The 23,268-nt window shown below is 68.7% G+C and carries 24 protein-coding genes; 12 read left to right on the plus strand and 12 right to left on the minus strand.

The window, feature by feature from the left end; genetic code table 11:
* Positions 1 to 58 precede the first annotated feature (58 nt).
* The 3 genes from ACLJO0_RS13100 to ACLJO0_RS13110 form a co-directional block, all read right to left on the minus strand.
* Entirely contained in the window at positions 59 to 1,672 is a 1,614-nt protein-coding gene (locus tag ACLJO0_RS13100; protein WP_410578706.1) for a succinic semialdehyde dehydrogenase, read from the minus strand.
* Between the two features lie 117 nt (positions 1,673 to 1,789).
* Positions 1,790 to 2,578 carry a hypothetical protein gene (locus ACLJO0_RS13105; protein WP_125793534.1) on the minus strand — a complete coding sequence of 263 codons (789 nt, stop codon included), beginning with the start codon at positions 2,576 to 2,578 and terminating at the stop codon, positions 1,790 to 1,792.
* Between the two features lie 103 nt (positions 2,579 to 2,681).
* Positions 2,682 to 3,296, minus strand: a complete 615-nt coding sequence (locus ACLJO0_RS13110; protein WP_396557238.1) for a TetR/AcrR family transcriptional regulator — start codon at positions 3,294 to 3,296, stop codon at positions 2,682 to 2,684.
* A gap of 104 nt (positions 3,297 to 3,400) precedes the next feature.
* Between ACLJO0_RS13110 and ACLJO0_RS13115 the strand changes: the two genes are divergently transcribed.
* Both ACLJO0_RS13115 and ACLJO0_RS13120 read left to right on the plus strand, forming a co-directional pair.
* A complete protein-coding gene (locus tag ACLJO0_RS13115) occupies positions 3,401 to 4,552 on the plus strand; it encodes an acyl-CoA dehydrogenase family protein (protein WP_125785522.1) in 1,152 nt (383 codons plus the stop codon).
* A gap of 32 nt (positions 4,553 to 4,584) precedes the next feature.
* Positions 4,585 to 5,727: a CaiB/BaiF CoA transferase family protein gene (locus ACLJO0_RS13120; protein ID WP_410578709.1), complete on the plus strand. Its 1,143-nt coding sequence runs from the start codon at positions 4,585 to 4,587 to the stop codon at positions 5,725 to 5,727.
* Between the two features lie 74 nt (positions 5,728 to 5,801).
* Here ACLJO0_RS13120 and ACLJO0_RS13125 read toward each other — a convergent pair whose 3' ends face one another.
* Both ACLJO0_RS13125 and ACLJO0_RS13130 read right to left on the minus strand, forming a co-directional pair.
* Positions 5,802 to 6,320: a GNAT family N-acetyltransferase gene (locus ACLJO0_RS13125; RefSeq protein ID WP_410578711.1), complete on the minus strand. Its 519-nt coding sequence runs from the start codon at positions 6,318 to 6,320 to the stop codon at positions 5,802 to 5,804.
* 65 nt (positions 6,321 to 6,385) lie between these two features.
* Entirely contained in the window at positions 6,386 to 7,171 is a 786-nt protein-coding gene (locus ACLJO0_RS13130; RefSeq protein WP_410578713.1) for a crotonase/enoyl-CoA hydratase family protein, read from the minus strand.
* A 133-nt stretch (positions 7,172 to 7,304) separates the two neighbouring features.
* On the opposite strand from ACLJO0_RS13130, the gene ACLJO0_RS13135 reads away from it, so the two are divergent.
* From ACLJO0_RS13135 to ACLJO0_RS13155, 5 genes are all read left to right on the plus strand, one after another.
* Positions 7,305 to 7,460, plus strand: coding sequence for a hypothetical protein (locus ACLJO0_RS13135; protein WP_162182762.1), 156 nt, complete (start codon positions 7,305 to 7,307; stop codon positions 7,458 to 7,460).
* A 350-nt stretch (positions 7,461 to 7,810) separates the two neighbouring features.
* Positions 7,811 to 8,290: a helix-turn-helix transcriptional regulator gene (locus ACLJO0_RS13140; RefSeq protein ID WP_125793538.1), complete on the plus strand. Its 480-nt coding sequence runs from the start codon at positions 7,811 to 7,813 to the stop codon at positions 8,288 to 8,290.
* Positions 8,291 to 8,421: 131 nt separating this feature from the next.
* On the plus strand, positions 8,422 to 9,306 hold the full coding sequence (locus tag ACLJO0_RS13145) for a lytic transglycosylase domain-containing protein (RefSeq protein WP_410578715.1): 885 nt from the start codon (positions 8,422 to 8,424) through the stop codon (positions 9,304 to 9,306).
* A gap of 161 nt (positions 9,307 to 9,467) precedes the next feature.
* A complete protein-coding gene (locus ACLJO0_RS13150) occupies positions 9,468 to 9,839 on the plus strand; it encodes a hypothetical protein (RefSeq protein WP_125785462.1) in 372 nt (123 codons plus the stop codon).
* Positions 9,840 to 9,863: 24 nt separating this feature from the next.
* Positions 9,864 to 10,217, plus strand: coding sequence for a DUF3817 domain-containing protein (locus ACLJO0_RS13155; RefSeq protein ID WP_125675490.1), 354 nt, complete (start codon positions 9,864 to 9,866; stop codon positions 10,215 to 10,217).
* On the opposite strand, the gene ACLJO0_RS13160 is transcribed toward ACLJO0_RS13155, so the two are convergent.
* Positions 10,214 to 11,635, minus strand: coding sequence for an MFS transporter (locus tag ACLJO0_RS13160; RefSeq protein ID WP_410578718.1), 1,422 nt, complete (start codon positions 11,633 to 11,635; stop codon positions 10,214 to 10,216). The two genes, ACLJO0_RS13155 and ACLJO0_RS13160, sit on opposite strands and share 4 nt — an antisense overlap.
* 137 nt (positions 11,636 to 11,772) lie before the next feature.
* Between ACLJO0_RS13160 and ACLJO0_RS13165 the strand changes: the two genes are divergently transcribed.
* Positions 11,773 to 12,342 carry a TetR/AcrR family transcriptional regulator gene (locus ACLJO0_RS13165; RefSeq protein ID WP_410578720.1) on the plus strand — a complete coding sequence of 190 codons (570 nt, stop codon included), beginning with the start codon at positions 11,773 to 11,775 and terminating at the stop codon, positions 12,340 to 12,342.
* A gap of 304 nt (positions 12,343 to 12,646) precedes the next feature.
* Here the strand turns inward: ACLJO0_RS13165 and ACLJO0_RS13170 are convergent, their stop codons facing one another.
* Both ACLJO0_RS13170 and ACLJO0_RS13175 read right to left on the minus strand, forming a co-directional pair.
* The gene (locus ACLJO0_RS13170; protein WP_410578722.1) at positions 12,647 to 14,221 is read right to left on the minus strand and encodes a cation acetate symporter; all 1,575 of its coding nucleotides are present in this window, start codon (positions 14,219 to 14,221) and stop codon (positions 12,647 to 12,649) included.
* Complete coding sequence (locus ACLJO0_RS13175) at positions 14,218 to 14,640, minus strand: DUF485 domain-containing protein (protein WP_125793542.1); 423 nt, start codon at positions 14,638 to 14,640, stop codon at positions 14,218 to 14,220. The genes ACLJO0_RS13170 and ACLJO0_RS13175 overlap by 4 nt, the downstream gene beginning before the upstream one ends.
* Before the next feature lie 977 nt (positions 14,641 to 15,617).
* Here ACLJO0_RS13175 and ACLJO0_RS13180 point away from each other — a divergent pair.
* The 4 genes from ACLJO0_RS13180 to ACLJO0_RS13195 are packed head-to-tail and all read left to right on the plus strand — an operon-like array spanning position 15,618 to position 20,820.
* Entirely contained in the window at positions 15,618 to 19,025 is a 3,408-nt protein-coding gene (locus ACLJO0_RS13180; RefSeq protein ID WP_410578724.1) for a nitrate- and nitrite sensing domain-containing protein, read from the plus strand.
* Complete coding sequence (locus ACLJO0_RS13185; RefSeq protein ID WP_005166055.1) at positions 19,022 to 19,474, plus strand: roadblock/LC7 domain-containing protein; 453 nt, start codon at positions 19,022 to 19,024, stop codon at positions 19,472 to 19,474. The genes ACLJO0_RS13180 and ACLJO0_RS13185 overlap by 4 nt, the downstream gene beginning before the upstream one ends.
* A gap of 7 nt (positions 19,475 to 19,481) precedes the next feature.
* A complete protein-coding gene (locus ACLJO0_RS13190) occupies positions 19,482 to 20,228 on the plus strand; it encodes a DUF742 domain-containing protein (protein WP_410578726.1) in 747 nt (248 codons plus the stop codon).
* A gap of 28 nt (positions 20,229 to 20,256) precedes the next feature.
* Positions 20,257 to 20,820 carry a GTP-binding protein gene (locus ACLJO0_RS13195; RefSeq protein WP_125785469.1) on the plus strand — a complete coding sequence of 188 codons (564 nt, stop codon included), beginning with the start codon at positions 20,257 to 20,259 and terminating at the stop codon, positions 20,818 to 20,820.
* Positions 20,821 to 20,856: 36 nt separating this feature from the next.
* Here ACLJO0_RS13195 and ACLJO0_RS13200 read toward each other — a convergent pair whose 3' ends face one another.
* From ACLJO0_RS13200 to ACLJO0_RS13215, 4 genes are all read right to left on the minus strand, one after another.
* Complete coding sequence (locus tag ACLJO0_RS13200) at positions 20,857 to 21,414, minus strand: dihydrofolate reductase family protein (protein WP_410578729.1); 558 nt, start codon at positions 21,412 to 21,414, stop codon at positions 20,857 to 20,859.
* A gap of 384 nt (positions 21,415 to 21,798) precedes the next feature.
* Positions 21,799 to 22,449: a DUF899 domain-containing protein gene (locus tag ACLJO0_RS13205; protein WP_410578731.1), complete on the minus strand. Its 651-nt coding sequence runs from the start codon at positions 22,447 to 22,449 to the stop codon at positions 21,799 to 21,801.
* The gene (locus tag ACLJO0_RS13210; RefSeq protein ID WP_410578733.1) at positions 22,446 to 22,889 is read right to left on the minus strand and encodes an SRPBCC family protein; all 444 of its coding nucleotides are present in this window, start codon (positions 22,887 to 22,889) and stop codon (positions 22,446 to 22,448) included. Before ACLJO0_RS13210 ends, ACLJO0_RS13205 begins: the two co-directional genes overlap by 4 nt.
* Entirely contained in the window at positions 22,882 to 23,220 is a 339-nt protein-coding gene (locus ACLJO0_RS13215; protein ID WP_125785473.1) for an ArsR/SmtB family transcription factor, read from the minus strand. The genes ACLJO0_RS13210 and ACLJO0_RS13215 overlap by 8 nt, the downstream gene beginning before the upstream one ends.
* Between the last annotated feature and the right edge of the window lie 48 nt (positions 23,221 to 23,268).

Here is a 23,268-nt window from a genome sequence, read left to right on the forward strand (position 1 = left end):
CTGGTTGCGGTCCTTGCACACGCAACGATCGCAACCAGGTGCCGAATTGCGGAGGGGGTCAGCGGCGCGGGAGGCGGCGAAGCACCTTGAGGCCGGCGCTCAGGCCACGCGCCCAAAGCTTCGGCGGGATTCCGCGGCCGGGGCGCAGCGGCATCCCGCGCTGCGCCGCGATCGCCTGGGCCTCGGTGTACTTGAGCAGTCCTTCGGCACCGTTGCGCCGCCCGACGCCGGACTCCTTCATCCCGCCCATCGGCAGCCCCACGGTCCCGAAGGTCGCCGCGAAGCCTTCGTTGACGTTGACGGTCCCGGCCTTCAGCCGCGCCGCGACCTCCCAGCCCGCGCGGCCGTTACGCGACCACACGCTCGCGTTCAGCCCGAACTTGGTGTCGTTGGCGCGCTCGATCGCGTCGGTGACGTCGGTGTAGCCGTAGATCGACACGACCGGCCCGAAGGTCTCTTCGGCGAACAGTTTGACGTCCTCGGTGACGTCGGTGAGCACGGTCGGCTCGTAGAACAGCGGGCCGAGGTCGGGCCGGGCTTTGCCGCCGGCGAGCACCTTCGCGCCCTTGGACCGGGCGTCCTCGACGTGCGCCGACACCGTCTCCAGCTGGGCTTCGGAGGTCAAAGATCCCATCTGCGCCTGGTAGTTCAGTGCGCCTCCGAGCCGGAGCGCGGCGGTCTTCGCGACGAAGGCCCGCGTGAACTCCTCGCGGATCGACTCGTGGACGTAGATCCGCTCGACCGAAACACACAGCTGCCCCGCGGAGGAGAAGCACGCGGTCACCGCGCCGGTCGCTGTCTTGGCGATGTCCGCGTCGGGCAGCACGATCATCGGGTTCTTGCCGCCGAGTTCGAGCGAGTAACTCGTCAGCCGCTCCGCCACCTTCGCGGCGAGGCCCTTACCCGTGGGCGTGGATCCGGTGAAGCACAGGTAATCCGACTCTTCGACGAGCGCGTCGCCGATCCGCGAGCCGCGGCCGAGCACGATCTGCCAGACGCCGGCGGGCAGCCCGGCCTCCTCGGCGATCTCCTGCAGCCACAGCGCAGAGAGCGCGGTCTGGTTGTCCGGCTTCTGCACGACGGCGTTCCCCGCCGCGAGCGCGGGCAGGACGTCCATCGCGGTCAGCGCGAGGGGATAGTTCCACGGCGAGATGATCCCGACGACCCCCTTGGGGTGCCGGATCTCGCCGACCTTCGTCAGCACCGGGATCAGCCCGGCGGCGCGACGCGGCGAAAGGAACTTCGCGCTGTGCTTGCCGTAGTAGGCGGCTACGAGCGCGGTGGCACTGACCTCGTCGAAGGCGTCCATCCGGGCTTTGCCCGCCTCGATCTGCACGAGGTCGAGCGCTTCTTCCTGCCGCTTCAAGACCAGGTCGTGCAGGCGGATCAGGATGCGCTGGCGGTCTTCGACCGGCCGTTCGGCCCACGCGCGCTGCGCTTCCCGCGCCTGGCCGTACACGGCGCGGACGTCGGCGTCGGTGGCCTGGGGGAGGGTCGCGATCGGCTGCCCGGTGAACGGCGCCCGCATCTGGACCGGCGCCGAATCCTCGCCGCCGACGACCCGCCGCACGAGCCGTTCCGCCCTGGCCATGGCCGGGGCGCCGGGGACGCCGCCGATGGTGGACGGTCCTTCGGTGTGCTGGCCCGCACTCGCCGGTGTCGTGCTCGTCATGCCGTCTCCGTTCCATGCGGCGTGGAGCCGGAAGGCGCCACGCAGAGCCCAGGGTGTTACCGACGAGTACAGCATACTGCCGGTATGGAGACTGTCCACCGCTGATATGAATCAGATTCACATATTGTCGGGTCGCGGCGGATTGTCCGGCGACGGGCGCAAAATGTCCTGCTGCTGCAACGCGGAGCCCGCGGGTGGTGTCGGGGGTGACGGCGGCTCGTAGGCCTGCGGATATTGCTGCTGAGGGACGCTGGGAGCGTAAGGGCTGTAGGTGGCCGGGTAAGGGGCCTGAGGGGGCGGCGCCGGTTCACGCCGGTTGGCCACGACCGCCAGTCCGATCGTGAGCAACGCCACGAGTCCGCCCGCGAGCAGGATCCAGAATCCGCTCCCGGTGCCGTAGCGCGAGACGAAGCGGCCGGTGTCCTGTCCGAAGCTCAGGCTCGCCGAGATGTCCATGCCGAGCATCCAGACGCCGATCGCGGTCCCCGCCCCACCGGCGACCAGCAGTGTCCTCGACGTCGTCGCGGCGGGTGACCCCGAACTCCGCCGGTACGAGGCGAAACCGACCGCGGCCCCGGCGAACAGCGTCAGCGCGGCGGCGGACAGCGGGATGCCGTAGCGGGCGACGTGCGTCTTGTCGTAGAACTCCTTCTCCTCCGCCGACGGCTCGATGTCGAAGCTCCGTGTCCAGCCGGTCTCGGCGAATTTCGACACCGTCTTGCCTTCGGAGACCTGTTCGTACGTCGACTGCGGGAGAAAAGTCGCGAGGAGTACCAGCAGGCCGGCGAAAACTCCCATCATCGCGGCGAAGAGCCGGGGGAGCCGCACGTCGGACGGCGGTCGCGCGGGCTGCCCTGCGCCGAACGGGCCAGTCGGTTGGTATGGCTGCTGCTGCGGCGCGCTCATGGTCGGCTCCTCCGCCGGTTTTGTTGTCCAGCAAGGAATTCCACCATGAATCGGCCGACGAGATAAGTGTCACCTGTGCTCTGGTCAGCGGCTCCCGCGCGTGCTACGCGGAGGTGTCCTCGTACAACATCACCGCGACCCGTTTCCATTCGTCGAGCAACTGCCGCCGCCGCTTCGGATCGCCACCGAGTTCGGCGTCCAGCGCCAGCCCGCGGGTGAGGTTCACGGTCAGCCAGAACAGGATCTCCGCACGCTCCTTCGGCAGGTCCCCGGCGACCGCGGTGATGTGCTCCAGCGTCGAGCGGCCCAGCGCCCTGTCGACCGGGCGGATCGCCTCGCGGAGTTCGGGGTCGGTGCGCGCCGCGACCCACAGTTCCGTGGCTGCCGTGGACAGCGTGCCCGAGTAGCCCTCCCACAGCAGGTCGATCGCCGCCGCGACGCCCGAGGCGCCACCGGGAAGCGCCGAGATCGACGTCGCGAGCCGTCCGCGCAACTTCTCCGTCAGATGTTCGACGGCGGCCGCCATGAGTTCGGCCTTCGCGGAGAAGTGATGCTGCACTGCGCCCTTCGAGACGCCCGCGCGGGCACAGATCTCCTGGACCGAGGTGCGCGCGTAACCGAGGTCGACCAGGCAGTCGATGGTCGCGTCGAGCAGGGCGGTGCGCGTCTGCTCCCGCCGCTCGGCCTGGGTGCGGTGGGTCCTGCCGAGCACACTCACCGGATCGGCCCCCCTTTACGTGCAGCTCGGTACGGATGTACATTCCGCTTGGAACTTACATCCTAAGCGTCATGTTTTCCAGGTCCGATCAGGAGGCGTTGGCCGTGCCCTTGCAGATCCAGAAGAGTTCGTGGAGCACGACGGAGCTCGAAGACCTCCGGGACCTCGCCCGGACCTTCTGCCAGAAGGAACTCGTGCCGAACCAGGAGCGCTGGGCGGCCGAGAAGAAGGTCGACCGCGAGCTGTGGACGAAGGCGGGCGAGGTCGGCCTGCTGGCCCTGTCCATCCCGGAGGAGTACGGCGGTGGCGGCGGCACGTTCGCCCACGAGGCGGTGCTCTACGAAGAGCAGGCCCGATCCGGCGACAGCGCATGGGGCGTCACTGTCCACAATGGAATCGTCGCGCACTACATCCTGGAGTACGCCGGCGAAGAGCAGAAGAAGGCGTGGCTGCCGAAGTTCGCCTCCGGCGAGATGGTCGGTGCGGTCGCGATGACCGAACCCGGCACGGGTTCGGATCTGCAGAACATCAAGACCCGCGCGGTCCGCGACGGCGACCACTACGTGATCAACGGCGCGAAGACGTTCATCACCAACGGTTTCCACGCCGACCTCGTCGTCGTGGCGGTGAAGACCGACCCGGACGCGGGCGCGCAGGGCGTCTCGCTGATCGCCGTCGAGACCGACACCCCCGGCTTCAGCCGCGGCCGCGTCCTCGACAAGATCGGCCTCAAGGGCCAGGACACCGCGGAGCTGAACTTCGACGACGTCCGGGTGCCCGCCGCCAACCTCCTCGGTGGCCAGGAAGGCCTCGGCTTCATCCAGCTGATGCAGCAGCTGCCGCAGGAACGGCTGATCATCGCCGTCACCGCGGTGGCCGGGATGGAGGCCGCGATCGACCAGACCATCGCCTACACCAAGGACCGCCAGGCCTTCGGCCGCCCGGTCTACAACTTCCAGAACACGAAGTTCAAGCTCGCCGAGGCCGCGACCGAGGCCGCCGTGTCCCGCGCGTTCCTCGACCAGTGCATCGAACGGCATCTGCGCAAGGAACTCGACGTGCAGGGCGCCGCGATGGCGAAGCTGTGGACCACCGAACGGGTCAACAAGGTCGTCGACGACTGCCTGCAGCTCTTCGGCGGCTACGGCTACATGACCGAGTACCCGATCGCGCGCGCGTGGGCGGACATCCGGATCTCCCGTATCTTCGGCGGCACCAGCGAGATCATGAAGGAAATCATCTCCCGCACGCTGTGAAACCCGTTGCCGTACCAGGAAAGGACGTGGCGATGAAGGCTGGGCCACTGAGCGGGCTCAAGGTCGTCGAACTGGCCGGGCTCGCCCCGGCGCCGTTCGCCTGCACGATCCTCGCCGATCTCGGCGCGGAGGTCGTCCGGATCGACCGGGCGACACCGGGCAACGACGTCATCGGGTTCCCGAACGATCCGCTCGCGCGGGGCAGGCGCTCGATCGGCATCAACACCAAGACCCCCGAGGGGGTCGAACTGGTGCTGAAACTCGCCGACGACGCCGACGTGCTCATCGAGGGCTTCCGCCCCGGCGTCGCCGAGCGGATGGGCATCGGACCGGAACAGGTCCACGCCCGCAATCCGCGGCTGGTCTACGGCCGGATGACCGGCTACGGCCAGGACGGCCCGCTGGCGACCGTCGCCGGGCACGACATCAACTACATCGGCATCTCCGGCGCGCTCGAACCCATCGGGCACGCCGGACAGCGGCCGGTGGTGCCGCTCAACCTCGTCGGTGACTTCGGCGGCGGTGGCCTCCTGCTCGCCATGGGCGTGCTGGCGGCGCTGTTCGAACGCCAGTCGTCCGGCAAGGGGCAGGTCGTCGACGCGTCCATGGTGGACGGTGCGGCGCTGCTGACCACCAGCCTGCACGGACTGCTGGATTCCGGGCTGTGGCCGGGCGGGCGTGGCGAGAACATGCTCGACGGCGGCGCGCCGTTCTACGACACCTACGAGACCGCCGACGGCAAGTACGTCGCCATCGGCGCGATCGAGATGCGGTTCTGGGGCGATCTGGTGAAGGTGCTCGGCCTCGATCCCGAGGAGACGCCGGTCCACGTCGACAAGAACGAGTGGCCGAAGCTGCGCAAGATCGTCGCCGAGGCCGTCGCGAAGCACACTCGCGACGAACTCGTCGCGAAGGCCGAAGGCACCGACGCGTGTCTGACGGCGGTGCTCTCCCCGAGGGAGGCGCCGTCGCATCCGCACAACGTCGCGCGCAAGACGTTCGTCGACGTCGGCGGCATGATGCAGCCCGCGCCGGCGCCGAGGTTCGACCGCACGCCTGCCGAGACGCCGGAACCGCCGCGGCCCAAGGGCGGCGACACCGCCGAGGTCCTCGCCGAACTCGGCGTGGACGCCGACGGGATCGAACGGCTCAAGGCCGCCGGGACGATCGCGTGAGCTGAAGGGGACTTTCCCCGCATGAGACGCAGCGAAAGCGTCCTTCACCGCGTGTCATGCGGTGAAGGACGCTTTCAGCCCAGGTCCGATCGCAGCATCGAGTAGAGGATGTGATCGCGCCAAGCCCCGTCCCTGAACGAGTAGCCGCGGAGCACGCCTTCGCGGGTGAAGCCCGCCTTCGTCAGTGAGCGCTGCTCGGCGACGTTGCCCGCCTCCGTCGACGCCTCGACGCGGTTCATCTGCGTATGCGCGAAGAGGTAGCGGACCAGCGACCGCTGGGCCTCGGTGCCGTAACCGTGACCGCGGGCCTCGGGAATGAGCACGAGCCCGGCGTTCCAGCAGTACGACGTTGCCCCGGACCTGGTCTTGTGCCACGAGACGAAACCGAGCCGCTGCCCGTCGAGGTCGATCATCAGCATCCCGTTGTCCGCCGCGAGCATGCCGGTCTCCGCCCAGCGGCGGCGCAGGAAATGCGGATCGTGCCAGCCGTGCCACTCGAACGCGCCCGCGGCTTCCGGATCGTTCGTCAGCGTTTCGAGCATCGGCAGGTCGTCTTCGTACACCGGTCTGAGCGCGACTCCGGTTTCTGTCATCCTCAGAGGCTAGGCAAGGAAGCGAAGCTTCTCCGTTGAGGGCGGTGGTGGGGGCATGGATGGACTTAGGACGGATCGCCCTCGAAACTGCCGTGACGCCCCGCGCCGTCGCTGAACCGGCTCGCGCCTTTGACGGCTTCTTCGGCGAGCCCGCCGCCGATCAGCGCGTTCGAGAACTCGGCCCGCATCGCCTCGTCTTCGGTGAGCCCGTACTGGCCGTACGCGGACTTACGGTCCGCGCGCAGGCACGCCTGGGGGAACGCGGCCAGTTCGCGTGCCAGGGCTTGCGCGGCCGCCAGTGCCTCGCCGTCGGGGACGACCCGGTTCGCAAGCCCGATCGCGAGCGCCTCGCCGGCGTCGACCGGCCTGCCGGTGAGGATCAGGTCCATCGCCCGCGAATGCCCGATCAGCCGGGGGAGGCGCACCGTGCCGCCGTCGATCAGCGGGACACCCCAGCGGCGGCAGAACACGCCGAAGACGGCCGTGCTGTCGGCGACCCGCAGGTCGCACCACAGTGCCAGTTCGAGGCCGCCCGCGACGGCGTGCCCGCGGACCGCGGCGATCACCGGCTTCGACAGCGTCATCCGCGACGGCCCCATCGGCCCGTCACCCGCCGGGCTGAGCGAGTTGGTGCGGCCGGTGCCGACGGCCTTCAGATCGGCTCCGGCGCAGAAGGCGTCACCCGAACCGGTGAGGACGGCGACCGCGGCCTCGTCGTCGGCGTCGAAGGCGCGGAACGCGTCCGCCAGCGCGGCCGCGGTCGGTCCGTCCACCGCGTTGCGGGCCCCCGGCCGGTTCAGCGTGATCGTCGTCACGGGTCCGTCTCGGTGTACGAGAACGTTTTCGCTCATCGATCGCTCCCTCAGGCGGATCCGGGTGGGCAACAGGGCCCCGATCTCCTTAAAGTGGTGACAAAGTCCGCAGTGCGCGCGGAGTCATCGTCTGGACACTACGGTGTGATGGGATGGAGCCATGTCGCCCGGCTTGAAGAAATTCGTTGTGATCGCCGTTGTCGCGCTCGTGCTCTTCTTTCTGATCAGCAGGCCGACCCAATCCGCCGACGCCGTCCACACCGCGCTCGGCTGGCTGCGGTCCGGTGCCGAAGCCATCGTCACGTTCGTCCGGAGCCTCTTCTCCTGACCCACCGCGGTGATCACCGGTGTCCTTGCTGACGCCGGTGATCACCGTGCGCGGCCACCAGCTGTTATCACGCAGAGTCACCCGCCTGCGGTTTCGGTCGAGCGACTCGACCATCCGGGTGGATTGCCCCCGAAAACCCGCTGGTCGACGAATTCGTGCCCTGGAAGCTCTGGCGGAAAAGACCTCCGCGCCCCTACGGTGCTCACATTGCGTGATCGGTTGGTCCTCCAGGCGCCGGAGCCGGCCTCCTGAGTGAGGAGTTTCCGCAGGTGCAAGCCCCAGGGCAGCGGAACTTTCAGCCGGGCAAGTAAGTCAGGACTTGTCAGTCGGGGAATCATGAGGAGGCAGGGATGACCGGAGATCCCGGAGTCGATGCGTTGATCCGGCAGTGGGCCGCGGAACGCGAGCAGACCCCCGAGGAGCAGGAGGCCGACCGCATCGCGTCGGCGTGGCTGGCGGACGTGCGGCAGGCTCCCGGAATTCCCGGCCAGCGTCAGCAGTCCGGTCAGGCGCGCTGGGCGCCGGTCGAGGCCGCCGACCCCGGCTACCTCGACGCGATGCGCAGCCGGCTCCCGGAGGTCCCGCAGGACCTGCTCGTCGCGGCCGCCGGCTGGTGGCAGATGGTCGGCGGCGTCGCCGAGGCCGAAGCCTGGTGGGACGCCGGCATCAGCCCGCTCGACCAGCGCGCTCTCGACTACCGCGCGGCCGGGCTCGCCCCGTCCGACCTGAGTCGTCGTCTCGGCCCCATGACCGTCTTGCAGCACCTTCGCCGCGGCAGCGCCCCGGCCTGGTGCGTGGCGCGGCTGGCGAGGCAGCAGAAGTCCGCCTGATGAGAACTTCTCGCACACGCGGGTGAACCGGCGTGGCAGGGGCGATCTCGACCAGCGCGTAACGCTAACCTGCGCGGGCTCGTTGTTCGAGCATCGGTCGTGATCGCCGCCCACGCTGGAGGACCCGCTTCGTGCGCACCACCCCGGAAAACGACGAGCTCGTCGCCGACCCGGCCACGCCCGCTCCGCCACGCCGCGGGGTGGGCGCCGCCGTACTCGGCAGGCTGGTGATCGTGCTGGCCGTGCTCGGCCTCGCCGGGGGCGGGATCTGGCTGGTGACCAAGGCTTCCGCCCCGGTCGCGAGCCCGACGACGATGGAGATCCCCGCGCTGCAGGTCAAGGCGGCCGACGTCAAACCCGGCTCGATCGCCCCGGTCAACGCCACCCTCGCGGGTGGCGCCACCCAGCAGACCGCGCCGCAGCAGGCGCAGCCGAAGCCGGGCAAGGACCCGCTGACCGGCTGGACCGAGCGGGCGGCACAGGCCACCGGCATCCCGGCCAGGGCGCTGTTCGCCTACGGCAACGCCGAACTGGCGATGCGCCAGATGCAGCCCGGCTGCAAGATCTCGTGGGCGACCCTGGCGGGCATCGGCCGGATCGAGTCGAACCACGGCCAGTACGGCGGTGCGGTCCTCGGCCAGGACGGACGGCCCTCGAAGCCGATCATCGGCGTCCCGCTCGACGGGTCACCCGGCGTGAAGGCGATCGGCGACACCGACCGAGGCCAGTTCGACGGCGACGCGACCGTCGACCGCGCGGTCGGCCCGATGCAGTTCATCCCCAGCACCTGGCGCCGCTACGCCGCCGACGGCAACCGCGACGGCGTCGGCGACCCGCAGCAGATCGACGACGCGACACTGGCGGCGGCGCGCTACCTGTGCGTGAACAACCGCGACATGTCGGCCGCCTCGGGCTGGTGGCAGGGGATCCTGTCGTACAACAACTCGACCGAGTACGCGCAGAAGGTCTTCGGGCTGGCGGACGACTACGCGAAGGCCGTCGCGGCCGCCAAGTGATTTCGGGCGAACAGATGCCATGAACGGTCCGTTCCTTGCAAAATCTGCAAGGAACGGACCGTTCATGGCACGCCACGGCCCCTCTCGGAGCAGCCGGGACCAAGGTCCCGAGCGCCCAGGTCGGCGAAGTTTCCCACCGCGACCAGTGCTAGCGTCGATGCGTGTCCGCATCGTCAGCCACCCTGCGCCGTCTCGGCATCGCCGGCGTCTGCCTGGTGAGCCTGGCGCTGTGCTGCGGGCTCGCCTGGTGGCAGTGGGAGCGGTTCTCCTCGGCGAGCGGGACGTTCCAGAACCTCGGCTATGTGTTGCAGTGGCCGCTGTTCGGGCTGTTCCCCGCGTTCATGTTCTGGCGGATCCGCAAGCTCCGCCGTCAAGCCGCCGAGGCCGACGCCCAGGAAACGGTGGCCGAGCCCGCCGTCCCCGAGGTGCCCGCGCCCCGGCAGCGGCGCGCCCCGGCGCCGCCGCCCCCCGAGGACGACGAGCTCGCCGCGTACAACAGGTACCTTCGCGAACTCAACGCCCGCGACAAGTAGTTCCCCAGAGAGGTTCGAGACCCTATGACCACCCGAACTGACGACGCCGCCCCGGCCCGCCCGGTTTCGCTGGGCGGACCGCTGATCCGCTTCCGCGTCGCGGCGTACGCCACCGGTGTGGCCCTGCTCGGGCTGGTCGTCGAGATGCTGCTGCAGTACGTCTTCCGCGTGGAGCTGCCCCAGTTCGTGAAGATGATCCCCATGGTTCACGGCGGGCTTTACCTGGTCTACCTGCTGCTCGCGGTCGACCTCGCGATCAAGGCCCGCTGGTCGATGAAGGGCACCCTCCTCGTGCTGATCGCCGGCTGCATCCCGTTCTTCTCCTTCGTGATGGAGCGCAAGGTCACGCACAAGGTCCAGGCGGGCGTGAAGCTCTAAGCCCGGCGCCGGAAGGTCAGCGCCACCAGGAAGGACACCGCCGTCACCACGGCGGCGGCGGTGAACGCCGCGGTCATCCCGTCGACGGTGGTCTCCGCCGGAGTGCCGGACGGCGTCCGCGTCACCGCGCCGAACACGGTGATCAGGATCGCCAGCCCCAAGGTCGCCCCGACCTGCTGCAACGTCTGCAGGGCGCCGCCCGCGGCCCCCGCGTCGTCGGTGGGGACCGTCGCCATGATGATCACGCTGAGCGGGGAGAACGCCAGCCCCGCGCCGACGCCCATCAGCAGCATCGGGCCGAGCAGATGGGAAAAGTAGCCGCTGTCCGTGGTGAGCGTGGTCAGCCACACGACCCCGCCGGTCATCAGCGCGGTCCCGGTCAGCGCGAGTGGTTTCGGCCCGAACCGGGGAAGCAGCTTCGGGATCAGCCTGCTGAGCCCGAACATGCAGACCGCCATCGGCAGGAACGCGAAGCCGGTCTCCAGCGCGGCGAAGCCCGCGATGTCCTGCAGGAACTGGGTCAGAAAAAAGAACATGGACATCATGGCCATCGGCCCGAGGAAGAAGTTGACGTAGGCCGCCGCGCGGTCGCGTTCGGCGAACAGGCGCAACGGGATCAGCGGCTCGCTCACTCTGGTCTCGATGGTGACGAACGCGGCCAGCAGCGCCAGCCCCGTGGCGAGAGCGCCGAGGGTGATCGGGTCACCCCAACCGTGCGAAGCGGCGTGGGTGAAGGCGAACACCAGCGAGCCGACGCCGAAGGTGCCGGTGAACGCGCCGGGAAGATCCAGCCGGGCGCGTCGCCGGGGAGGGTCGGCGACGTAGCGCGAGGCGAGCAGGACGATCGCGAGCCCGAACGGGACGTTGATGTACAGCGCCGCGCGCCACGAGATCCATTCGGTCAGCAGCCCGCCGAGCAGCAGGCCGATCGCGAAACCGCTGCTGGACATCGCCGAGAACAACGCCAGCGCGCGCACCCGCGCCTTGGCTTCGGTGAAGGTGCTGGTGATCAGCGCGAGAGTGCTCGGCCCGGCGAGCGCGGCACCGACGCCCTGCGCGATCCGGGCGGCGATCAGCAGTTCCGCCGAGCCGGCGAGGCCGCCGAGCAGGGAGGCGGCGGTGAAAACGGCCGCGCCGACCACGAACATCCGGCGGCGCCCGAACACGTCACCCGCCCGGCCGCCGAGCAACAGCAAGCCGCCGAACACCAGGCTGTACGCCGTCATCACCCAGGAGAGGCCAGTGTCGGTGAAGCCGAGTTCGGACTGGATGCGGGGGAGCGCGACGTTCATCACCGTCGCGTCGAGGATGAGCATGAGCTGGCAGGTCAGGATGATGGGGAGGACCAGCCGGTGTGGAGGTGGTGGGGCCCCGGCCGTCTCCGGCCTAGGCCCGGCACGCAGGGTTCGTTCGGTCAAGGAATACTCCAAAGACGTAACGAGATGAAGCGGAGAGACTCTCCACTTGAGGTCGTGAGCGATGATATGGAGACAGTCTCCGCTTACGCAAGTGGATTCGGAGAACCTCTCCGTTTTCGTCGCCCGAGGAGGTGCAGATGGTCACGGCCGATCCGGCCCGCCCCATGCGCGCGGACGCGCGGCGCAACTACGAGCGCATCGTGGCCGTGGCGAAGGAGGCGTTCACCGCCGACGGTGTGGACGTGCCCGCCGACGACATCGCCAAACGCGCCGGTGTCGGCGCGGGCACGCTGTACCGGCACTTCCCGACGCGCGACAAACTGATCGAGGCCGTCTACCGCGACGAGATCGACGGATTGGCGCAGCAGGCCTACGACCTGCTCGACGAGTTGCCACCCGGCAAGGCGCTCGAGACGTGGCTGGCCACGCACGTCATCTACGTGGTCGAGAAGCACGGGCTCGCGATGACACTGAAGGCGTCCGTCGACGCGGGCTCCGAAGTCTTCGGCTGGTGTCAGTCGCGGTTGCGGGCCGCGGCCGACACGATCGTGAAGGCGGCGCAGGACGAGGGCGTGCTCCGGGCCGACGTCACCGGCGTCGACATCCTGCGGCTCGGCCACGGCCTGGGTTCGGCGGCGAGCAAGGCTTCGGAGGAGGACACGAAGCGGCTTCTCGCGATCGTGCTGGACGGCCTCCGGACGCCATGAACGTCTGGACGGCGGCGCACGGTCGCGCACTTTGCCTGATTTCGCGAGAGGTCGTGAGTCGCGCTTCGGGTTATTGAGGGGTAAGGCAAGGTGGCGTTCGTGCGCAGGTCTGCGGCCCTGCGGGATGTGCGGACGCCGACTGTGTGGATTTGGTGCGTTGGATGACCAGAAATCCACACAGTCCCGCGTGACGGGTCCGGTCACGACGGCCACAAGCAACCCCCGACGATCAGAGCACTTCCGAACGCCATGAAAGGTCCTTTCCTTGCAAAATTTGCAAGGAAAGGACCTTTCATGGCGCGCGTCAGGAGCCGATCCCGGTGAGGGACCGCACCTCCATCTCCGCGTGCTTGACCGGATCGGCCTTCGAGCGGCCGACGAAGGTGCCCACGAACCCGCACAGGAACGAGAACGGGATCGACACCAGGCCCGGGTTCTTCAGCGGGAACCAGTGGAAGTCGACGCTGGAGATGATCGAGTCCGCGGCCCCGGACATCACCGGCGAGAAGAACACGAGCACCAGGCTCGCGATCAGCCCGCCGTAGATGCCCCACAGCGTGCCGGTGGTGTTGAAGCGTTTCCAGAACAGCGAGTACAGCAGCGTCGAGAGGTTCGCCGACGCCGCGACGGCGAACGCCAGCGCCACCAGGAACGCGATGTTCTGCCCGTTCGCCAGGATGCCGCCGACGATCGCGAACGCTCCGACGGCGACCGCGGTCAGCCGGGCGACCCGGACCTCCGCGGCCGGTTCGGCCTTGCCGTTCTTGAAGATGTTGGCGTAGACGTCGTGGGCGAAGGAGGCGGACGCGGTGATCGTCAGCCCGGCGACGACGGCGAGGATGGTCGCGAAGGCCACCGCCGAGACGACGCCGAGCAGGACGGTTCCGCCGATGTTCAGCGCGAGCAGCGGCGCCGCCGAGTTCTCCCCGCCGGGCGCGTTCTTGATCGCCTCCGGGCCGACCAGCGCGGCCGCGCCGAAGCCGATGACCAGCGTGCAGAGATAGAAGAGGGTCATGCAGGCGGTCGCCCAGACCACCGAGCGCCGCGCCTCGCGCGAGTTCGGCACGGTGTAGAAGCGCATCAGCACGTGCGGGAGCGCGGCGGCGCCGAGGACCAGCGCCAGCGCCAGCGAGACGAAGTCGAGCTTCGTGACCTCGCTCTTGCCGTACGAGCCGCCGGGCTGCAGCAACTCGTCACCGAGCGGGCTGTTGTCGGCGGCGGCCGCGAGCAGGTTCGAGAAGCTGAAACCGAACTTGCCGAACAGGAACACGGTGATCAGCGCGCCGGTCAGCAGCAGGATGGTCGCCTTGATGATCTGCACCCATGTGGTGCCCTTCATCCCGCCGACCAGCACGTACAGCACCATGACGACACCGACGACGCCGATCACCAGCGCCTGGCCGATGCCGCCGTGGATGTCCAGCAGCAGCGCCACCAGCCCGCCGGCGCCCGCCATCTGCGCGAGCATGTAGAAGAAGGAGATCACCAGCGTCGACGTCGCGGCCGCGGCGCGGACCGGGCGCTGCTTCATGCGGAAGCTGAGCACGTCGCCCATGGTGAAGCGGCCGGTGTTGCGCAGCAGTTCCGCGATCAGCAGCAGATCGACCATCCACGCGACGAGGAACCCGATCGAGTACAGGAAGCCGTCGTAGCCGTGGATCGCGATCGCCCCGGCGATGCCGAGGAACGACGCCGCCGAGAGGAAGTCACCCGAAAGCGCGATGCCGTTCTGCCGTCCGGTGAAGGCGCTGCCGGCGGCGTAGTAGTCCGAAGTGGACGAGTTGCGCGTGCTGACGCGGTACACCACGTACAGGGTGATCGCGACGAACAGCGCGAACACCGCGATGTTCAGCACCGGGTCGTTGTCGGGGATGCTCATCGCTCACCCGCCCCGACGGAGGCCCGCAGCGCCTCGACCTTGGGGTCGAGGCGCTTGTTCGCGAACTTCAGGTAGGCGATGGTGATCAGGATCGTGCTGGCGAACTGCCCGAGCCCGAGCAGGATGCCGACGTTGACCTCGCCCCACACCTTCCGGCTCATGAAGTCGTGCGCGTAGGCCGCCAGCAGCACGAACGTCATGTACCAGGTGAAGAACAGCAGGCTCATCGGGAACACGAACCGGCGGAAGGTCTTGCGCAGCGCGACGAACTCCTTGCCGTGCTGGATCCGGTCGAAGTCGGGGCCGGTGGCGCGCGGCGGCGGGGGAGCGGGCCGGCGCTCGCGGACGAACAACGCGGGCATCTGCCCGGTGTCCTCCAGGGCGTTGCTCGCCGCGTAAGGACGCGCGACGTCGGGCATGGGTTCCTCCGGGGCTTGCATCCGTGGCGCGGTACGGGAGCGCACATACTAACTACGGCTTCACGCGCGCTGAATAGGTGACCCCGGTTCCGCGAAGGCAAGCGCCCGGTATTCGGTTTTACCTCGTATTAGTGTTTCCGGAAATCGTTTCGGCCGGAATGAACCGGCTTTATCACTCGTAATAGTGAGCAGAGTCGTCACGCCAAGTCGTCGCCCGAACGGCCCACTGCGGCAAACGATGGACGGTGACCACGCTCTGTCCCTCGTTTTGGTGACAGATCGTAGTTTCGCTACCGGCCGGCGACGGGTTCCGATACCGTGCCCGCCATCCCGGACCGGGGAAGATCCCCGCTTCACCGGGCGTCTCGAAAGAAATCACCATGTCGGGCGACAGCGAACCGGCTGGGGTGGCAAGGCCACAACATCGGGCACATATTTGGGCTTGACCCACCCGATGGGGGCACGGAAAGTAGTTCGACCGGGCGATGCGGCTACCGTACGTAGGCTGAACGGGTGATAAGGGCACCCTGTGTATCCGCGCAAGCCGTAACCGGAATTCCCTCGTTTGTGACGCGCAGGCGGATTTCGGGACCCGTAGATCGTTCGTGCACACACTTTTCGCTGGTCAGCCCCCGTATGCTGAACGGAATTGACGGCACCCGGATTGGTGTACGATTCTTTGGCCCGGCTGACCCGCTGTGATCGATTGGCAAAGAAAAGTTGATCTCGACGACCATGCATTTCGCAGGTTGCGACCTGCACGTGCAGGTGCAAGACCTTCCGAAGCGGACCGGTGTACCCAGGGACACTCGGGACACCCGGATCGCCGGACAGGGTCCCTCACGTCGCGATCGATCACGGGGTCAGTCCGGGGTCGAGTTCCCCGCGAGCGGACGTCTCGCGGGAACGGACGCCTCAGACCGTGCCAGGACGCCGGACAGGGAGTCACCTACGTGACCGTTGCAGGAGAAGGCCAAGTGCCTGTCGGGGAGCTGCTGGGACGCACTCCCCGGCCATCTCGGTGGGCCACCGGCTGGCGCACGCTCGTGCGCTGGCGGGACTGGAGCCTGCCGGTGAAGCTGTCGGCCGTGACGCTGGTGCCGATCCTCATCGCGCTCGCACTGGGCATCGCGACCATCGCCGGCCAGGTCGGCCGGTCCGACGGCTACCAGCGGCTGGACCGGCTCGTCGCGTTGAGCGGGCACATCCGCACCCTCACCGACGGGCTCGGCCGCGAACGCACCCAGTCCGCCGCCGGGCTGACCGCGGGCACCGTCGGCGGGACACTGGAACTCGGCTCCGCCCGCGCCGACGTCGACACCGCCATTCCTCTCTACGGCGCCGCCGCCACCCGGGCAGTGGAGAACGAGCCGTCGCTCCGTCAGGCGCGGGAGGCGGCCGCCGCCCAGCTCGACAGGCTGCCCGACATCCGGCAGCGGGCCTCCTCCGGACAGCTCGACCCCGTCCAGGCGATCGGTGAGTACACCGAGGTCACCACCGCGCTGCTGGCCCTCGACACCGCGCTGGCGGCTGGTGCGGGCCAGGATGTCCTCGGCGGCACTCCCACCGCACTGCACGACCTCGCCATGATGAAGGAACAACTGTCGCTGAGCCAGGCGCTGGTCTCCTTCGGCATCGCCCGGTCGAGTCTCGCGCCGAGCGAACTCGACCGGTTGCGCACCGCCGAACTGAGGCTGGCCGACCGGTTCACCGACTTCCGCGCCGCCGCTTCGGAGCAGCAGCGCCAGGAGTTCAGCGCCGTCGTCACCGACGAAGCGATGGAAAACCGTGACAGGCTCGCGAAAACCGCGCTCGGTGAACAGGGAACCCCGTCCGCGCAGGCGTTCCGCTCGTTGTCCGCGCAGGGCTGGACCGACGCCTCGACCGCGGTGATCACCAAGGTCGGCGAGGTCGCGAACAAGTTCGGCGGTGAGACCAGCTCGGTCTCGGCCGAACTGGTCGACGACGCCAGCAGCGGAGCGGGCCTGCTCGCGGTCCTGCTGTTCGGCGCGATGGTGCTCGCCGTCGCCGTCGTCTTCCTCATCACCCGCCAGCTGCTGCGCTCGCTGAAGGTGTTGCGCGCCAGCGCTCTCGACGTCGCCGAGAAGCAGCTGCCCGACGCGGTCCGCAACATCCAGGAAGGCCGTTCGCAGGGCACCGACGTGCGGCCGGTCCCGGTCGGCAGCGACGACGAGATCGGCGAGGTCGCCAGGGCCTTCGACAAGGTGCACCACCAGGCGCTGCGCCTGGCCACCGAGCAGGCCTCGATGCGCACCGGCTACAGCAACGTGTTCGTCAACCTCTCCCGCCGCAGCCAGAGTCTCGTGCAGCGCCAGCTGCAGCTGATCGAGCGGCTGGAGCGCGACGAAGAGGACGCCGACCAGCTGGCCACGCTCTTCCAGCTCGACCACCTCGCCACCCGCATGCGCCGCAACAACGAGAACCTGATGGTCCTCTCCGGCGCCGAGCCGGGCAGGCGGTCCGGCCAGCCGGTCTCCGCCACCGACGTGGTGCGCGCGGCCGTGTCCGAGATCGAGCAGTACCAGCGGGTCACCGTGCAGAACCCGCCGCCGGTGCGGCTGGTCGGCTACGCGGCCAACGATCTGATGCGCCTGATCGCCGAACTGCTGGACAACGCCACGGCGTTCTCCGCCCCGGAAACCCAGGTGACCGTCGCGACCAGGCTCGTCGAGGACGGCTCGTTCGGCATCGACATCCTCGACAAGGGCATCGGGATGAACGAGGCCGAGGTCGCCGAGGCCAACGCCCGGCTCACCGAGGCCCCCAACGTCGACCTCACCACCTCACGCCGGATGGGCCTGTTCGTGGTCGGGCGGCTGGCCAACAGGCACCGCATCGGTGTCTCGCTGCACGGCGGCAAGGACATCGTCGGCGTGCGCGCCACCGTCTCGGTCCCGGCGGATCTCGTGATGGTCCCGCCCGGCGGGGACCCCGGTCCCGCCACCGGCCCGATCACCCAGCGCCTCGCGCCGCTGCCGCCGCAGCAGCCGGGCGGCCTGCCCCGCCGCCAACGCGCCACGAACGGCTCGCGGCCGGGAACGCCGAACGTGCCGTCGCAGGGCGGCGAGCGCTGGCCGTCGGCGAACGACCTGGCGGGCCACACCAAACCCGGTGTGAACGGGCACAGCCACACCCAGGACCCGCGGCCGCCGTCGGATCTGGAGATCTCGGGAACGGCGCTGTTCAGCCCGATCCCCAGGGACGAGACGGCACCGCCGCCCGCCCGCCCGCCGGCGCCGGAGCCCCGTCGTCCCGAGCCGGAACCCGCCGCGGAGCCCGAGCCCGTCGCGAAAGAGGCGGAGAAGCCCGCCTCGATGGAAGGCGAGCTGCCCAGCGGAAAGGAACTGTTCGAGGCCAAGAACAGCACCACGCTGAGCGAATGGTGGAACCAGGCGACGACGCCGCCCGCCGCCGTGCCCGCGCCCACCGCTTCGGAGACGACGCCGATCTTCGACGAGATGCTCTCGGCGTGGTTCCGTTCGCCCGCTCCGGAAAAGCCCGCGGCCAAACCCGCGGCGAAGAAGGAGAAGCCGGGGGCGAAGGAACCCGAAGAGAAGAAGACGGCCGAGTCCGCTCCCACCGCCGAGCAGGAATCCCGCACCTGGGACTTCGCCAGCGACAAGGCCTTCCGCACGGTGCAGGAGGTCTCGCAGAACGCTCCGTCGACCTTCACCCAGGCCGGATTGCCCCGCCGCCGCAAGGGCGAGCAGCTCCTGCCGGGCAGCGCGGCGTCGTCGGTCCCGGCCGCAGAACCCACCGCCAAGTCGGATCTGCCGGTCCGCGACCCGGCGAACGTGCGCGGCAGGCTGAGCAGCTTCCAGCAGGGCGTCAAGCGGGGGCGCAAGGAGGCGGCGGACAAGGCCACTCCCGCCGAGGCCCTCGCCACCCAGCCGGACGCGACCCCTGAGCCGGCAGCGGCACCCGAGCCGCCGAAGGCCTCCGAGCCCGCGAAGACAGCGGAGACGGCGAAGGCACCGGAGACGGCCGCGCGTCCGGCGTCCCCGCCCGCCGCGTTGCCGAGCCGGAAACCGCAGGCAGCCGAACCGGAACCGGAACCGGTCGCCGCCACCGAGCAGACGGACGCCTGGAACTTCGGCTCCGACGAAGGCTGGAAAGCAGCCCAAGCGGTGTCCCAGTCTGTCCCCTCGAAGATGACTTCGGCAGGATTACCCAGGCGCCGCCGCGGGGAGCAACTGCTTCCGGGCAGCGCGGGACCGCCCGCCGGGGCGGCCACCCCCCGACCACAGCGAGACGCGCACGACGTGCGCGGTCGCCTGAGCAGTTTCCAGCAGGGCATCCAGCGCGGACGGCACCGCACGGCCCAGGCGACCGAAGCCAACCACGAAACCCTGGAGGGTGAATGACCTCGCCGAACCCGGCCCAGCCCCAGCAGAACCAGTTCGGGTGGCTGGTGAATGACTTCGCCGAGCGGGTGCCCGGAGTGGCGCACGCCGTGGTCGTGTCGGCGGACGGCCTCCTGCTCACCGCGTCCAGCAGGCTCCCGCTGGACCGGGCCGACCAGCTGGCCGCCGTCGCGTCCGGACTGGTGAGCCTGACCCAGGGCGCCGCCCGGTGCTTCGAGGCCGGCGCGGTCAACGAGACCGTCGTCGAGATGGAACTCGGCATCATGGTGCTGATGTCCATCAGCGACGGCTCCTGCCTGGCCATCCTCGCCGCCCCGAACTGCGACATCGGACAGGTCGCCTACGAGATGACGATGCTCGTCGACCGTGTCGGCCAGATCCTCACGCCGGAACTCCGCGCTCAATTGCAGGGCGCCGGTGGGTCGCTGATCGGCGAACCGGTGGGATGATGTCCCGATGAGCACCGGATCCGGATCCTTCGGCGAACCGCCGGGGACGGGTGAACACCAGCCTCCGCACGTGGGGGCCGCCCATGCTGCCGGTTCACGGGACGACGGCACCTTCGCCGACGTCCTGAACGGGTTCACCCTGGATTCGGGCCGTGGTCGTCGGAAGCGCAAGAAGAACAAGCAAGCCCAGGATTCCCAGCCGGGCGGAGCCCACTCCGCCGGGGAATCGGCAGTCCCGCAGCCGACCGATCAAGGAGACCGCGTGACCTCACTTGCCTCTCCACCCGACAGCGGCGCAGGCGCCGTCGGGCCGAGACCAGGTGGTCTTTTCGACCCGGGTCCACCCAGCGGCGAGTTCATCATGCCCGCCGTCTTCGAGCAGTCGCCGTCGCCGCTCGAAGAGACGGCGATCGTCCGTCCCTATGCCCTCACCGGGGGCCGGACCAAGGCGAACTACGCTCTCGAGCTGGAGACGCTCATCTCCACCAAGGACCATGTCTCCGCGGGTAGCCTCCCCGCGGTGGCCGCGGACCAGATCGAGTGCGTTTCGATCATCGAAGAGTGCCGCACCCCGCGTTCGGTCGCCGAGATCGCGGCGACCCTGCGCGTACCGCTGGGTGTGGCACGCGTGCTGATCAGCGACGCGGCGGACGCGGGACTGGTCAGCGTGCACAAGACGATTTCGGGCAATGACGGCGCCGAGGCACATCTGGTGTTGATGGAAAGGGTTTTGAGTGGACTCCGTCGGCTTTAAGGCACCGCGGGAAACCGCGCCCCCGACCATGACATCCGCGAAGATCGTCGTGGCGGGTGGCTTCGGTGCGGGTAAGACGACCTTCGTCGGTTCGGTGTCGGAGATCGTCCCGCTCACCACCGAGGCGATGATGACGGACGCCAGTCGGGGGATCGACAACCTCGACCAGACGCCCAACAAGTCGACCACCACGGTCGCGATGGACTTCGGCCGGGTCTCCCTGGACGCGGACCTGATCCTCTACCTGTTCGGCACGCCCGGGCAGCAGCGGTTCTGGTTCATGTGGGACGACCTCGTCCGCGGCGCGATCGGCGCCGTGGTGCTGGCCGACACGCGACGGCTGGCCGATTCGTTCGCGCCGATCGACTTCTTCGAGGACCGGGGCCTGCCCTACATCGTCGGGGTGAACACCTTCGACGGCGTCCTCGAGCACGACATCAACGACGTGCGTGAAGCGCTGTCGATCGACCCCAACATCCCGATCGTCCGCTGTGACGCCCGGGAGCGGGAGTCGACCAAGCAGACGTTGATCACGCTGGTCGAGTACGCGATGCGGCAGTGGATCGCCTTGCGTGCCAGCAACGCGAGGTGAACCTGACGGCGGCAGCGTAGGGGCTGCCGCCCGGTTTCACCGCGCTTCGTAGGTCAGCAGTACCGAGCGCCCGTCGAAAGTACGGGTGCCGGTCAGTCGCAGGTCCGTGCGCACTCCGCCCGCGAACACCTGCTTGCCGCCACCGAGCACCACCGGATGCACGATGACGTGGCACTCGTCGATCAGCCCGCGGTCGGCGAGCGCGGTGGCCAGTTCGGCCCCGCCCATCAGCAGCAGATCCTTGCCGGGCCTGGCCTTGAGTGCGGTCACGCGTTCGGTGAGATCGCCGGCGACGACCTCGGTGTTCCAGTCCGCTTTCTCCAGCGTCCTGGAGAAGACGATCTTCGGCGTCTTCCGCCAGATCGGGGCGAACCGCAGGTCGTGCGGGTGGTCCGAGATCGATTCGGCCTGCGGCCAGTACGACGACATCATGTCCCAGACCCGCCGCCCATAGGCGAAGGTGTCGGCGCGGTCGACCAGTTCCTGGGAGTGGGCGGACAGTTCGGGGCCCATCTCGGTCCAGTCGAACTCGCCGTTGGGGCCCTCGATGCGGCCGTCGAGTGAGGTGTGGACGGCGTAGACGAGCTTGCGCATGGCTTGATCCCTTCGGCGTGGCGCCCGCCTTCCGGGCGCCGGACACCGAGGGGTCGGAGCGGGCGCGGGGTTCTCGACATGCCCCACGAAATTGTTTGAGGGGTAGGTCAAAGGACTGCACACGAGTTACGCGTTCGCTCTGCCGCCACCCTGGCGACCGGGCTCGCCACCGTGAGCCCAGGGGCGAAGGCGCCCTTCGGTGCATCGGACGCGGTGAAGGGAGCTTTCACCTCACTCGCTGTCAGGGTCGTCGCTGACTGTGTGGATTCTGGTGCGTTGGATGACCAGAAATCCACACGGTCACCGCGCGGGGACCGCGAACATGACTTGGGACACGGCCTAGTCCTCTGGACGCGTCTGACCCGCATCCAGCGGACTAAGCGCTCAGTACTCGTCGTGCCGTTTCCACCAGTGGCCCGGCTTGTCGGTCCCGCGGCCGGACTCCTCCCACGCCTCCTGTCGCCCGAACGGCGTCAGGTCGAGGTAACGGAAGGTGCTCACGAACTGTTCGGCGCCCCTGCCGGAGGTGAAGTAGGTGCGGAAGACCTCGTCGCCCTCGCGTAGGAAGACGCTGATGCCGAACCCGCCGTCGAGACCGCAGTCGGGGTTGAAGTCGTCGCCCGCCGTCGAGACCCACGGGATCGTCCAGCCCATCCGCTCCTTGTACTTCTCGATTTCGGGAAGTGTGGCGGGCGAGACCGCGGTGAACGTGGTGTCGCGGTCGTGGAGGTGGGCAAGGGGGCCGACGTGGTCGATGACCATCGAACAGCCGACGCAGCCCGCCTTCTGGCCGGGATTCAGCATGAAGTGGTAGACGATCAGCTGGCGGCGTCCTTCGAACAGGTCCAGCAGCGAGACCCGGCCGTCCGTGCCTTCGAACTCGTACTTGCCGTCGAAGCGGACCATGGGCAGCCGCCGGCGTTCGGCGTTGATCGCGTCGGTGGCTTTGGTGAGTTCCTTTTCCTTGATCATCAAGGCGTCCCGCGCGGCCTGCCATTCTTCGCGCGAAACGACTTCGGGAAGTGTCGGGGTCATCGGTTCGTCTCCTGTCGGTTCAGGTGTGCGGTGAGGTCTTCGAAGGTTTCGGACCACCCGGCGCGGTGGTCGTCGCGAGTTTCCTCGGAGCCGAATTCGCCCTGGTGGAAGGTCATTTCGGTCTTGTCGCCGAGGTCGGTGAAGTCGATCGTCACCAGCGTCGTCTCCTCGGGTGAGGACACCCAGGAGAAGGTGAACACCAGCCGTTCGGGCGCGGAAATCTCGCGGTAGACCCCGGTCGAGGTGTGCTCGACGCCTTCGTCGTTGCCGATGGTCGCTCGCCAGGCGCCGCCCTCGGCGAGGTCCATCCGCACATCGGAGGCGGTGAACCCCTTGGGGCCCATCCAGTTCGCGAACTGCTCAGGAACCGTCCACGCCTGGAACACCAGTTCCCGCGGCGCGTCGAAGACGCGGGTGATGGTCAGCTCCTTCTCACTCATTCGGCTTGCCTTTCTGGAGTTCGGTCAGGTGCTCGTCGAGACGGTCGAAACCGTCGTCCCAGAACCGGCGGTAGCGCTCGACCCAGTCCGAGATGTCGCCGAGTGGCCCCGCCTCGAGGCGGCAGGGCCGCCATTGAGCCGTCTTGCCGCGGCTGATCAGGCCCGCACGCTCCAGGACCTTCAAGTGCTTCGAGATGGCCTGAAGGCTCACGGGGAAGGGCTCCGCCAGCTCGTTCACGGTGGCTTCGCCGCCGGCCAGGCGCGCCAGGATGGCGCGGCGGATGGGGTCCGCCAGCGCGGCGAACGTGGCGCTGAGTTGATCAGTGGTCATCGCTGCTCAATCAGTCGGTTGATTAACCTAGTGGTTGAAGATAGTGGT

It is taken from the genome of Amycolatopsis sp. lyj-108, assembly GCF_046549005.1.
Lineage (GTDB): Bacteria > Actinomycetota > Actinomycetes > Mycobacteriales > Pseudonocardiaceae > Amycolatopsis.

Coding starts and splice junctions, on each gene's coding strand:
- ACLJO0_RS13100 (WP_410578706.1), bottom strand. CDS start 1,672: ATGACGAGCACGACACCGGCGAGTGCGGGCCAGCACACCGAAGGACCG.
- ACLJO0_RS13105 (WP_125793534.1), bottom strand. CDS start 2,578: ATGAGCGCGCCGCAGCAGCAGCCATACCAACCGACTGGCCCGTTCGGC.
- ACLJO0_RS13120 (WP_410578709.1), top strand. CDS start 4,585: ATGAAGGCTGGGCCACTGAGCGGGCTCAAGGTCGTCGAACTGGCCGGG.
- ACLJO0_RS13125 (WP_410578711.1), bottom strand. CDS start 6,320: ATGACAGAAACCGGAGTCGCGCTCAGACCGGTGTACGAAGACGACCTG.
- ACLJO0_RS13130 (WP_410578713.1), bottom strand. CDS start 7,171: ATGAGCGAAAACGTTCTCGTACACCGAGACGGACCCGTGACGACGATC.
- ACLJO0_RS13140 (WP_125793538.1), top strand. CDS start 7,811: ATGACCGGAGATCCCGGAGTCGATGCGTTGATCCGGCAGTGGGCCGCG.
- ACLJO0_RS13155 (WP_125675490.1), top strand. CDS start 9,864: ATGACCACCCGAACTGACGACGCCGCCCCGGCCCGCCCGGTTTCGCTG.
- ACLJO0_RS13165 (WP_410578720.1), top strand. CDS start 11,773: ATGGTCACGGCCGATCCGGCCCGCCCCATGCGCGCGGACGCGCGGCGC.
- ACLJO0_RS13170 (WP_410578722.1), bottom strand. CDS start 14,221: ATGAGCATCCCCGACAACGACCCGGTGCTGAACATCGCGGTGTTCGCG.
- ACLJO0_RS13175 (WP_125793542.1), bottom strand. CDS start 14,640: ATGCCCGACGTCGCGCGTCCTTACGCGGCGAGCAACGCCCTGGAGGAC.
- ACLJO0_RS13185 (WP_005166055.1), top strand. CDS start 19,022: ATGACCTCGCCGAACCCGGCCCAGCCCCAGCAGAACCAGTTCGGGTGG.
- ACLJO0_RS13190 (WP_410578726.1), top strand. CDS start 19,482: ATGAGCACCGGATCCGGATCCTTCGGCGAACCGCCGGGGACGGGTGAA.
- ACLJO0_RS13195 (WP_125785469.1), top strand. CDS start 20,257: ATGACATCCGCGAAGATCGTCGTGGCGGGTGGCTTCGGTGCGGGTAAG.
- ACLJO0_RS13200 (WP_410578729.1), bottom strand. CDS start 21,414: ATGCGCAAGCTCGTCTACGCCGTCCACACCTCACTCGACGGCCGCATC.
- ACLJO0_RS13205 (WP_410578731.1), bottom strand. CDS start 22,449: ATGACCCCGACACTTCCCGAAGTCGTTTCGCGCGAAGAATGGCAGGCC.
- ACLJO0_RS13210 (WP_410578733.1), bottom strand. CDS start 22,889: ATGAGTGAGAAGGAGCTGACCATCACCCGCGTCTTCGACGCGCCGCGG.
- ACLJO0_RS13215 (WP_125785473.1), bottom strand. CDS start 23,220: ATGACCACTGATCAACTCAGCGCCACGTTCGCCGCGCTGGCGGACCCC.